Source organism: Pseudoclavibacter sp. RFBG4, from assembly GCF_002931515.1.
GTDB lineage: Bacteria > Actinomycetota > Actinomycetes > Actinomycetales > Microbacteriaceae > Pseudoclavibacter.
This window is the reverse complement of sequence record NZ_PSYC01000029.1, coordinates 228,410-239,472: the sequence shown is the minus strand read 5'-3', so window position 1 is coordinate 239,472 and position 11,063 is coordinate 228,410. Positions and strand designations below refer to the sequence as shown.

The 11,063-nt window shown below is 70.1% G+C and carries 9 protein-coding genes; 5 read left to right on the top strand and 4 right to left on the bottom strand.

Translation table 11 applies throughout. The features are described from left to right. The first annotated feature begins 513 nt into the window (after nt 1–513). Nucleotides 514–1,392, top strand: coding sequence for a hypothetical protein (locus C5E10_RS12485; protein WP_146080263.1), 879 nt, complete (start codon nt 514–516; stop codon nt 1,390–1,392). Nucleotides 1,393–1,594: 202 nt separating this feature from the next. Here C5E10_RS12485 and C5E10_RS12480 read toward each other — a convergent pair whose 3' ends face one another. The 3 genes from C5E10_RS12480 to C5E10_RS12470 form a co-directional block, all read right to left on the bottom strand. Beyond that, nucleotides 1,595–2,374 (bottom strand): DNA-formamidopyrimidine glycosylase family protein, encoded by a 780-nt coding sequence (locus C5E10_RS12480; protein ID WP_104331885.1) that lies wholly within the window; start codon nt 2,372–2,374, stop codon nt 1,595–1,597. Next, complete coding sequence (locus tag C5E10_RS12475; RefSeq protein WP_104341462.1) at nt 2,361–3,053, bottom strand: pentapeptide repeat-containing protein; 693 nt, start codon at nt 3,051–3,053, stop codon at nt 2,361–2,363. The genes C5E10_RS12480 and C5E10_RS12475 overlap by 14 nt, the downstream gene beginning before the upstream one ends. Nucleotides 3,054–3,135: 82 nt before the next feature. Continuing rightward, the gene (locus tag C5E10_RS12470; RefSeq protein WP_104331883.1) at nt 3,136–8,043 is read right to left on the bottom strand and encodes a DEAD/DEAH box helicase; all 4,908 of its coding nucleotides are present in this window, start codon (nt 8,041–8,043) and stop codon (nt 3,136–3,138) included. A gap of 126 nt (nt 8,044–8,169) precedes the next feature. Between C5E10_RS12470 and C5E10_RS12465 the strand changes: the two genes are divergently transcribed. Further along, nucleotides 8,170–8,349 (top strand): PspC domain-containing protein, encoded by a 180-nt coding sequence (locus C5E10_RS12465; RefSeq protein ID WP_068479399.1) that lies wholly within the window; start codon nt 8,170–8,172, stop codon nt 8,347–8,349. A gap of 12 nt (nt 8,350–8,361) precedes the next feature. Here the strand turns inward: C5E10_RS12465 and C5E10_RS12460 are convergent, their stop codons facing one another. Beyond that, nucleotides 8,362–9,060 carry an alpha/beta hydrolase gene (locus tag C5E10_RS12460; RefSeq protein WP_181062753.1) on the bottom strand — a complete coding sequence of 233 codons (699 nt, stop codon included), beginning with the start codon at nt 9,058–9,060 and terminating at the stop codon, nt 8,362–8,364. Nucleotides 9,061–9,091: 31 nt separating this feature from the next. Here C5E10_RS12460 and C5E10_RS12455 point away from each other — a divergent pair, with 31 nt between their 5' ends. The 3 genes from C5E10_RS12455 (at nt 9,092) to C5E10_RS12445 (ending at nt 11,016) form a co-directional block, all read left to right on the top strand. Next, nucleotides 9,092–9,628 (top strand): DUF4916 domain-containing protein, encoded by a 537-nt coding sequence (locus C5E10_RS12455; RefSeq protein ID WP_104331881.1) that lies wholly within the window; start codon nt 9,092–9,094, stop codon nt 9,626–9,628. Nucleotides 9,629–9,664: 36 nt separating this feature from the next. After that, nucleotides 9,665–10,207 carry an EVE domain-containing protein gene (locus tag C5E10_RS12450; RefSeq protein ID WP_104331880.1) on the top strand — a complete coding sequence of 181 codons (543 nt, stop codon included), beginning with the start codon at nt 9,665–9,667 and terminating at the stop codon, nt 10,205–10,207. A gap of 134 nt (nt 10,208–10,341) precedes the next feature. Beyond that, on the top strand, nt 10,342–11,016 hold the full coding sequence (locus C5E10_RS12445; protein ID WP_104331879.1) for a GntR family transcriptional regulator: 675 nt from the start codon (nt 10,342–10,344) through the stop codon (nt 11,014–11,016). Nucleotides 11,017–11,063: the final 47 nt, after the last annotated feature.

Sequence of the window (11,063 nt, the reverse complement as noted above, 5' to 3'; positions counted from 1 at the left end):
GTTGTGGCGAAGTGCGCCCAGCCCCGCCCCGGCGCAGAGTTGTGGGTTGGTGCGGTCGGGAGCGGGTCTGGTCGCACTTCGCCACAACTCTGCGCCGGGGCGGGTGGAGGAGGAGGAGGAGGAGGAGCGGGGGAGTGAGCCTCAGCCACAATGCTCATGTTCTTGACCTTGCTCTGCCCAGCTGTCCACAGCTTTCGCCGATGATCGTCGTGGCGCTCGCGACGCGTCTACGTTCGAGCAATGGGACAAGGTGGCGGCGCGGATGACGCTGACCCGCAGGGAATCTCGCGAGCGGACAGTGCGGGCCGAGCGGACAGTGCAGGCCGTGCGGGCCGAGCGGACAGTGCGGGCCGCGCGGACAGTGCAGGCCGTGCGGGCAGGCGGGAGCCGCGCATCCAGTTGCCGTTCGACCTGCGGTTCGCGGCATTCGGCGTGGCCGAGGCCCGAGCAGCAGGTCTCTCGAAGTCCCGGCTGCGCAACAGCGCTGAGGCGCGGCCATTCCGCGGAGTGCGGGTGCCGCAGCCGATGCCGGAATCGCAGACTGCCGAGGCCTCCACCGGAGTGCGCGGGGCGAGCGACGAGTTCGCTGCCCTGGCCGCCCGCATGCAGGAACTCGACCGCAGCTACTGGCCGGTCATGTCTCCGAACCAGGCGTTCGGTGGTGTCTCCGCCGCCCGGCTCTATGGACTGCCCCTTCCGTTGAAACTCCTGGCCGACGCGTTGGTCCATGTCATCGTGCCCAAGGGGAGGAACCCGCCCCGCGCGAAGGGCGTGACAGCGAGGTCCATCCCGCCGCGCTTCTGGAGTATCGGCCGTCTTGGGGGCCTCCCAGTGGCCTCACCGGAGCTCACCTATTGTCTCCTCGCCCGTCACCTGGACGAGCTCGAGCTCGTGCAGGTCGGCGACGCCCTCATCTCTGACGCGGACAACTATCCAGGGCGCACTTGGCCTCAAGCGCTGACGACGCGGGATCGTCTGGCATCCGCTGTTGAGGCCTGGACGGGATGCGCGGGCGCCGCCGTGCTGCGGTCTGCCACGCTGCGCATTCGCGAGCGGGTCGAGTCGCCTTGGGAGTCGACGACGCGGATCGCCTTGGTGGATTCCGGCTATCCGGAACCAGACATCAACGTCCCGCTCATGTCGGGAGCGCGCCAGGTGGCCCGAATCGACCTCGTCGATCGCGAAGCTCGCATCGGATACGACTACGAGGGCGACGGGCATCGCACGAGTCAGCGCCAGTGGCGCCTGGACATCACGCGCAGCAGGGAGATCGAGAGCGTGGGGATGCGGCACGTGCGTCTCACCGTCGCTGACCTCGTGCCTGCCGGTGGCCTGCAGGCCTTCACCGACTACGCGAAGCGGCTTCGCGCCGAACGTCTCGGGCGGGGCTGAAGGTTCCGGGAACGCGCTGTTTGCTGCGTTCGCGGCGACAGAGTTGTGGCGTGGTGTGGCTGGCGAGCGGTTGTGGAGCACCGGGCCACAACTTTGAGTGCGGGTGCGGGTGCGGGTGCGGGCGAGGGGCCTTGACGCGGGCGCGAGCGCGAGGACGGTGCGGGGCGCGGGTGCTGGGCGTGGGCGTGGTGCGGAGCGTGAGTCAGGTGGGCAGCGCTGGCTGGCAGCTGGGGCACCAGGCCGCGACGCGCTCGCGGCCTTGGACGCCGCGCTGGATGCGCGTCCCACAGCGCAGACACGGTTTGCCGTATCGGCCGTAGACGTAGGTTCGCCTGCCGGGCCGCAGGTCACCGGTCGTCGTGCGCTCCACCCGGTCGCGGTTCGCGACGATGAGCTTGTGGCCAAGCTCGACCAGCCGGTCGAGGTCGCCGGCGGCGGACACCGGGGTATGCGGATGCAGGCCGCGCAGGAAGAGCAGCTCCGTCACGTAGACGTTCCCGAGGCCCGCGAGGTTGCGCTGCTCGAGGAGGGCTCCGGCGAGTTCGGCGTCTGGGTCTCGGCGCAGGTTCGCGACGGCGAGCTGGGCGTCCCAGTCGTCACCGAGGAGGTCGGGACCGAGATGCCCAACGGCATCGGCTTCGTCTTCGCTCGCGAGCATCTCCACGACGGCGAGCTCGAAGCCGATGGCGCTGCCCGCGGCCGTGCCGAGCACCGCCCTCGCCAGATACGCGGGACGCGGCCACTTCCCGCCTGCGGTCACGAGCTGCCAGCTGCCGTCCATCCCGAGATGGGTGTGCAGGGTGTGTGGGCCGATGCGAGTCAGGAGGTGCTTGCCGCGCGGAACGACCTCGTCGACGGTGAGGCCAGCGAGGTCGAGAGCCGCGTACTTCGGAACACGCAGCTCGAAGCGTGTCAGCTCGCGGCCAGCGAGGGCGCGGTTCAGCCGGGTGGCCGCCCGGTAGACGGTGTCACCTTCCGGCATCACGCACCTCGATGCCGAGGTGGGCCGCGAGGTGGGGTGCGAGTGCCTCGAGCTGCGACGGCGAGACGGTGACGCCGCGCAGCCCCTCGAGGCCCGTGATGGTCGAGAACTCGAGCCCGCGCAGGTCGACGTGCTCGAGGCGGGCGCCCGTGACGTCGAGGATGCCCGTGCGGCTCTCCGTGAACGCCACGCGTCGTGCGGTCGCACCCCCGAGGTCGATCTCGTCGAACGCGCAGTCGGCGAAGCGGACATCGGTGAGGGTTGCGCCACGCAGGTTGACGTAGCCGAGCCGGTCATCGCGGAACTCGACGTTCTGGAAGTCCGACTCGTGCAGGTCTGCGGAGCCGAGTCGGGATGCCGTCCAGCTCACGGACCTGAACGATTGGCGCTGCCCTTCGACGACCGGCACTTCGATTCGCTCGAGCACGCACTCGCTCACCCGGCCCGAGTGCAGGAGGAGCCTGCGGGCCGTCAGGCCTTCGATGCGGCATTCGGAGAACGTCACGCCGGCGGCGTCGAGCTCCTCGCCGCGCACCTCGGTGAAGTGCTGCAGCTCGTGCACCCGCGCCGTCGCGAAGTCCGCGGCGCTGGCATCGTCGAGTTCCGGCAGGTATGGCGCCTCGATTCTCGGCTCGGTGCCGCCTGCCCTGTTTCCTCGTCGTCCGCGTGCTGTCGCCACTGTGCCGCCTCTGCTGTCGGTTCTGCTTCTGGTCTGGTTTGGTTTGCTCTGGTCTTGCTCTCGGTGCGCGTCGTGGCGTGGCTCACTGGCCAGGCCGCATGCGCAGGCCGCGGGTGGTGAGCGAGAACCCGCCCTCCTGCAGCATGCTCGCGAGGGGCGTCTCGAGCACGAACGTGCCGTCGACCCGTTCGATCACGAGGTTCGGGATGCGGGCCCGCCGGACCGTGTCGGCAAGGGACCTCGCTGCCGCCCGCAGGACGTCGTCGGAGTCGCTGAAGGTGAGGAGCGTCTTGCCGCCGCGTTCGACGTAGAGCGCGAGGTCGCCGTCGACCATCGTCACGAGCCCACCGGCCTTCCTGCCGGGCCGGTGCTTGGTCTGCGAGTCCTCGTCGCTCGGCCACGCGAGCGCGGCCCCGTAGGGATTGGCGGGGTCGGTGGCGGCGAGCGTGAGCGTCTCGAACTGCTTCTCGGCGTCGAGCTCCTGCGTGAACCCGCGAAGGCGGTCGACGGCGCCCACGGTCGAGAACTGGGCGGCGCCGAGCTTCTCGATGAAGTAGCCGCGTCTGGCCTTCCCGGACTCCTCGAAGCGGGCGAGAACCCGGTAGACGAGCGCGAACCCGCCGAGGACCTCCTCGGCCATGACGCTGCCGCGCGTCACGATGCCGTAGCGGTCGAGCAGCAGGTCGCCGATGGCGAGGCCACGCTCGGTGGCGTCGCTCACGCCCTGCAGGCCGAGGGTCCAGCGGCCGCTCGTGTGGGGCTGCGAGGGCGCTGGCCGCTGGGAGGCGAAGGCGGAGGCGGTTGGGCTTCCGGCGGAGTCGCTCGGCGCCATGGCGACGCGGCCACGGTAGAGCCTGCCGCGTGCGGCTCGGCTGGGAGCCCGATGCGCTGAGGTGCTCGCCGAGCCGGGGCCGCCGGAGATCAGCGCTCGGAGCGGCGAGAGGGTGTCGTTGGTCACACGTCCCTGCCAGACGAGCGCCCAGAGGGCGTCGGAGAGTTCTCGGTCGCTGGTCGACTCGGGTTCGAGCATGAGCCGCACGTGCCGCGACAGTTGGGGGAAGAAGCCCGGGCCGGACCCGGCAAGCGCGTCGAGGATGTGCCTGCCGCGCGCATCCGGTTCGCCCTCTGGCTGGTCGGGGAGCGTGAGGTGCGCCGTGTCGGCGAGGTGCAGGCTGATCCAGCCGTCGCTCGAACCGATCGCACCATGCCCGCGCCAGAGGACCTCGCCGGCCGTGGTGAGCTCATCGAGCATGCTCGGGTGGTAGTCGCGCACCCTGGCGGGGAGGATGAGGCTCTCGAGCGCCGAGGCGGGGACGGGCACGCCCGCGAGCTGGTCGATGACGGTGATCAGGCCGTCGATTCCGCGCAGCTCGCCGCCGACGTGCTGCCAAGCTGGCAGGAACCGGGCGAACGCGGAATGCTCGACGGGCTCTATCTCGCTGCGGAGCGCGGCGAGGGAACGGGCGCGGAGGCGCTTGAGCACGGTCTCGTCGACCCATTCCGAGCCTTCGCGGTCTGGCCGGAACTCGCCCTCGACCACACGACGGGCGAGCTCGAGTCTCGTGAGCGCCTCGCGCACGACCGCCTGGCCCGTGCCGTAGCGCTCGGCGACCTCGGCGACCGAGAAGGGGCCGTGCGAGCGAGCGTAGCGGGAGACGAGGTCGCCGACCGGGTCGTCCACCGGGTCGATGAAGGCGACGGGGACGCCGATGGGGAGCGCGACGCCCAGGGCATCACGCAGGCGGCTGGCATCCTCGATCGCGGCGATGCGGTCGACCCCCGCGATGCGAACACGCAGCGCGCGCTTCGCCCTCACGAGCGCCGAGACGTGCTCTTCGGCGACGGCGGCGGTGGCCGTGGGCACATGCTCTTCGGCGGGCTCGTCGCCGTCAGCGGCGTTCTCGCCGTCAGCGTGACCATCGGTGCTGGCGTTCTCGCCGCGCAGGCGCTCCGCGATCTCGCCCACGCTGAGCGGGCCGAGCACGCGCAGGAGGTCGGCCACCCCTTCGGCGTCGCGCCCGAGGCGGTCGGGGGCCGTGCGCTGCAGCTCGGCCTCGAGCCTCGCGATGACCTTCGCGTCGAGCAGCTCCCGCAGCTCCACCCTGCCGAGGAGGTCGGCCAGGAGGCTCGTGTCGAGCGCGAGTGCGGCAGCTCGGCGTTCGGCGAGCGGGCTGTCGCCTTCGTACATGAACGCGCCGACGTAGCCGAAGAGCAGCGTCCGCGCGAAGGGCGACGCCTGCTCGGTGGTCACGTCGACGAGGCGCACCTCGCGGCCGGCGACGCGCTTCGCGAGGTCGACGAGCGCGTCGAGATCGTAGACGTCGTGCAGGACTTCGCGCACGGCCTCCAGGATGATCGGGAAGGTCGGATACTGCTTGGCGACGTCGAGCAGCTGGGCGGCTTTCTGCCGCTGCTGCCAGAGCGGCGAGCGCTTCCCGGGGTTGAGGCGCGGAAGGAGCAGGGCACGGGCCGCCGCCTCGCGGAAGCGCGACGCGAACAGGGCCGAGCCGCCCACCTCGCGAGCCACGATCTGCTCGATCTCGTCGGCCTCCAGGGCGAACAGCTCAGCACCGGGCGGTTCGGCGTCGCCTTCCGGAATTCGCACGATGATGCCGTCGTCGCTTGCGACGACGCCGCCATCGAGGCCGTAGCGGTCGCGGATGCGCGCCGCCACGATGAGGCCCCACGGGGAGTGCACGGGGGAGCCGTACGGGGAGTGCAGGATGATACGCCAGTCGCCGAGCTCGTCGCGCGTTCGCTCGACGATGAGCGTGTGGTCGCTCGGTACCTGGCCGGTCGCTTCCTGCTGCTCGCGCACGTAGGCGACGGCGTTCTGCACGGCGTTGTCGTCCATGAGGGCGGCGAGTGCCTCGGGCACCTGCCCCTTCGCGGCGATCTCCCTGGTGATGGCGCCGATGGCCTGGCCGAGCTCGGAGGGTCGCCCGAGCGCGTCGCCGACCCAGAAGGGCAGTCGTCCTGGCTGGCCGTAGGCCGGGGTCACGAGCACTCGGTCGAAGGTGATCTCGGCGATGCGCCAGCTCGTCGCCCCGAGCGCGAAGATGTCGCCGACGCGCGATTCGTAGACCATCTCCTCGTCGAGCTCGCCGACGCGACGCGGCCCTCGCTGCGCGTCGGCGTCTTCGGAACCGGCGAGGAACACCCCGAAGAGGCCTCGGTCGGGGATGGTTCCTCCGGAGGTGACGGCGAGCCTCGCCGCACCGGGTCTTCCGGTGAGGGTGCCCTGGTCGCGGTCCCAGACGAGGCGTGGCCGCAGCTCGGAGAACTGGTCGGATGGGTACTTGCCGGACAGCAGGTCGAGGGTCGCCTCGAAGAGGGGTCGCGACAGGGACGCGAACGGCGCCGAGCGCCGGACCAGGTCGAACCACTCCTCGACGTCGAGGTCTTCGATGGCCGCTGCGGCGATCGTCTGCTGGGCGAGCACGTCGAGGGGGTTGGCGAGCACCCGCATCCGCTCGATCTGCCCGGTGACCATGCGCGATGCGAGCACGGAGGAGTGCAGGACGTCGGCGCGGTGCTTGGGGAAGATCGTGCCCTCGGAGGTCTCGCCGACCTGGTGGCCGGCTCGGCCAACGCGCTGGAGTCCGCTCGCGACCGAGGGTGGCGACTCGACCTGGACGACGAGGTCGACGTCTCCCATGTCGATGCCGAGTTCCAGGCTGGAGGTGGCGACGACGCAGCGGAGGGTGCCGCTCTTGAGGGCGTTCTCGACCTCGGCGCGAGACTCCTTCGACACGGAGCCGTGGTGGGCGCGTGCGAAGGAGAGCGGGGCGCCGGAGGATTGGCCCGCCTGCCCCATGGAAACTGCGGGTGGTCGCTGCGGCGCTGCCTTCGGGCTCGCGCTGTGGTCGCCGGAGGACCAGCGCACGCCGGGGGCTGCGGCGCTGTAGGGGTCTGCTGCTTTCGTCGTCTCGGCCGTCGGAGCATCGGCCGAAGCGCGCTCGTCGGCGATCTCGTTGAGTCGCGCCGTGAGTCGTTCGGCGAGGCGTCTCGAGTTGACGAACACGATCGTGGAGCGGTGCGACTCGACGAGGTCGGCGATGGCCTCCTCGATGTGCGGCCACACCGAGCCGGACGCCTCTGCATCGGCTGCGGGGTCGCGCAGCGAGCCGGCCGCCGCCCCAGCCTCGAAGTCCGCGAACGGGTCTGCATCTGCGATGGCTCCGGATGCGTCGGCGGAGGTCGGAGTCGCAGCCCCGGCACGGGTCATGCCGATGTCGCTGAGGTCTTCGACAGGAACTCGCACCTCGAGCTTGAACGTCTTCGTGCTCGGCGGGGCGACGACCTTGACCGGTGCGTTCCCGGCCAGGAAGCGGGACATCTCGTCGAGGGGCCGCACCGTCGCGGACAGGCCGATGCGCTGCGCGGGCTTGTCGAGGAGCGCGTCGAGGCGCTCCAGTGTGAGGGCCATGTGCGCGCCGCGCTTGCTGGAGGCGACGGCGTGCACCTCGTCGATGATGACCGTCGTCACACCGGTGAGCGTCTTCCGCGCTTGAGACGTGAGCATGAGATAGAGCGACTCGGGCGTCGTGATGAGGATGTCGGGAGGGTTGCGGAGCTGCTGTCTGCGCTCGGTGGGGCTCGTGTCTCCTGAGCGCACCCCGACGCGGATATCCGGTGCCACCGAGCCGAGCCGCCTGGCGGTCTGGGTGATGCCGACGAGCGGCGAGTGCAGGTTGCGCTCGACGTCGACGCCGAGCGCCTTCAGCGGGGAGAGGTAGACGACGCGCGTGCGCCGCTCGGCCTTCGCCTCCTTGCTCTCGGCGCCGCGCTCGGCCGCGAGCTGGTCGATCGCCCAGAGGAACGCGCTCAGCGTCTTGCCGGAGCCGGTCGGCGCCACGACCAGGGTGTGGTGCCCGTCGGCGATCTCGCGCCAGGACGCTTCCTGCACCGCTGTCGGGCTCACAAATGCGCCGCGGAACCACTCCCGTGTCGCGGGGGAGAACGCGTCGAGTGCGGTCGTCTCAGGCATGACGACAACAGAACCACACACCACCGACATCAGCCTCCAGGAGGACCGGATCAACCTCCCGGGGGACGATCATCCAGGCGGCATGCGCGAAGCTGGACGCACCACGTTCTGAAGGAGTGATCTCACATGAAGCGTCTTGTTCGCCCTCGTAGCGGCCGCGTCATCGCCGGAGTCTGCGCGGGCATCGCGCAGCGATTCGGCTGGTCGCCGTTTGTCGTCCGCCTGCTGACCGTCCTGTCGGTCCTCATCCCGGGCCCCCAGGTCATCATCTACCTGGCGCTCTGGCTGCTCATCCCGAACGACTAGCGCAGCGGGGAGCTACCCGAGCAGGCGCTCGAGGAACCCCGCCATCCGCACGAGCTCCTTCTCGGAGACCGCGTGACCGAGGCCCGCCTCGACGTAGACCTCTGCGTCGGCGTGGGCCTCGAGCCATGCTGCCGTGTGCTCGACCGCGAGCGAGGGGATGACCGTGTCGGCGTCACCCCGCCCCCAGAAGACGGGCGGCCGGGATTCTGCGAGCTCCGCGTCCCCCGGCACGGTGCCGACGGCGACGAGACCGGAGAGCAGCAGGGCTCCCCGGAATGCCGCGGGACGCTGGCGGAGCGCCTGCGTGGCGACGATGCCGCCCTGCGAGTAGCCGAGCAGCGCGAGTGGCGCGCCCGAGTCGAGGACGCCGAGCGTGTCCAGGAGTGCGATGACGGCTGCCGCAGCGTCGTTCGCGCCCTGCTCGAGAGCGATCTGGGCGTCGGCGTCGACCGCGACCTCGCCCGTCGTCGGGTCGGCGAAGCGCAGCGGGAACCACTCGCGGCCACCATCCGACTGCGGGTGCGGTGCGGGCACGGAGACGTACCTGAAGCCATCGGGCATCTGCCCGGTGAGGCTGAGGATGTCCGTTCCGTCTGCGCCGTAGCCGTGCAGTCCGACGACGAGCGGGAGCGTGCTCGTTGCCGCCGTCTCGGTGTCGCCGCCCCGCCAGAGGAGCGTCGTGGGATCGATACCTGTGGATGCTGTGCTCACCCGGGAAACATACATGGTCCACAATGGGGTCATGACGGTGCGCACTCCTGATCCTGAGTCCGGCTGGATGAACGACGACGAGCTCGCGCTCGTGCGGCGTCGCGTGCCGATGCTGTATGTCGAGGCCATCCCGGTGCGTGTCGACGCCTCGGGCAAGGTCGAGCACCTCGGCGTGCTGCTTCGGGCCGACAACCAGGGCGTCATGACGCGCTCGTTCGTGTCCGGGCGCGTGCAGTACGGCGAGTCGATTCGGGGCGCCCTCCTTCGGCACCTGGAGAAGGATCTCGGCACGATGGCCTTCCCGGCTCTGCCGCAGGCGCTCGCCCCCTTCACCGTGGCGGAGTTCTCGCCGATGCCCGGTTCCGGGCTTTTCGACTCGCGCCAGCATGCGGTCGCGCTCGAGTTCATCGTTCCGGTCGCCGGGGAATGCAACCCTCGCCAGGACGCGCTCGAGATCACATGGCTGACTCCGCAGCAGGCACTCGACCCCGACCTCCTCGAGGAGCTCGAGGGTGGCCGCGGCCAGGTGCTTCGCACGGCGATCGGCCACCTCGGCCTCTGGCCGTAGGGGCGCCAGAGCCTCCAGTCCTTCGACCATCTGACCGTGGCCATCCGCTACTGGCTTGTCGTGCAGCCCTTCGATCGCGCCCTCGCGATGGTGGAGGGCGGTTTCGTGCAGGCGCCGTGGGGTGCGCTCGAGGGGGTCGAGCAGATGCGCGTGTCCGATGGTGTGACTCTCTACTGTCCGCGCGAGGTGAACCCGGATGGCGAGCCGCTTCGCAGCGTCGTGCAGGCGGGCTACGTGCTCGACGACGAGCCGTACCGTGCCGGCGGGAGGGGGTCGTCGCCGTGGCGCAGGGAGGTGCAGTGGATGCGCGAGGCGCGTCCTGCGCTCATCCGGCCGCTGCGGGATCTGCTGGATCTGACGCGGAACGACAAGTACTGGGGGGAGCGGCTGCGCGCCGGCTGGCTGGAGCTGTCGCGTCGGGACTTCGAGATCTTCGAGGACGCCGTTCGGCGGCCGTCTCCGGAGCCGAGTGCGCTCGGGATGGGGCTCATCCGCGAGACCGGCCTCACGCAATCGGAACCCTCCGGGGATCAGCGCGATCGCGACCAAGGCGAGGATCCCTACTCGATCCGCTTCTGAGCATCCGCGGCCAGATGTTCGGCGAAGCCCGTGCTTTGCTGGCGCATGTGACACATTATTGAGTGGACGTAATGAACACCCCTGAGGTGTGCTTACGCTTTCCTGCCAGAGCGAGCCTTACGAACGGGGTGCCCATGATCGACGCGTTGGACTTCAGGCCAGCCGCGCAGCAGTCGAACCTGCGCGCCACCATCGAGGATTCCGTCGCCGCGGCGATCGTCTCTGGAGGGCTCGCGGCGGGTGAACTCGTCTCCGTTCCAGCGCTCGCGGCTCGCTTCGAGGTGTCGGCGACGCCTGTTCGGGAGGCGATGCTGAACCTCGAGAAGCTGGGGTTCGTGGAGCCCGTTCGCAACAAGGGATTCCGCGTGACGCACGTCTCCGTCGAGGAGCTGCGCCAGATCGTCGAGGTGCGCCAGATGCTCGAGGTGCCGATCGTGCGCGAGCTCGCCGTCGAGTTCCCGGAGGCCCCTCGCGCCGAGCTGCGCGAGCTCGCGACCCAGATCGACGCGGCGTCCGCGGCGGGGGATCTTCCCCTGTACCTGGCGGTCGACATCGAGTTCCACGCGAAGCTCCTCGGGTTGTCCGGCAATGAGCGTCTCGTGTCCATCGTGACGGCGCTGCGCAGGCAGACGAGGCTCACGGGCCTGACCGAGATGCTCGGTTCCCAGGAGCTCACCGCGTCGTCTCGTGAGCACGCGGATCTGCTGGTCCTGCTCGAGGCGGGCAAGGCGGATGAGGCTGCCGAGCTCATGCACCGGCACATCGGCCACGTCGTGGGCTGGTGGGCAGGACTACCCGAAGAGGCTTAACAAACCCTCCACACAGCGAAACACTTTGTAACAACTCTGTTTCAAGG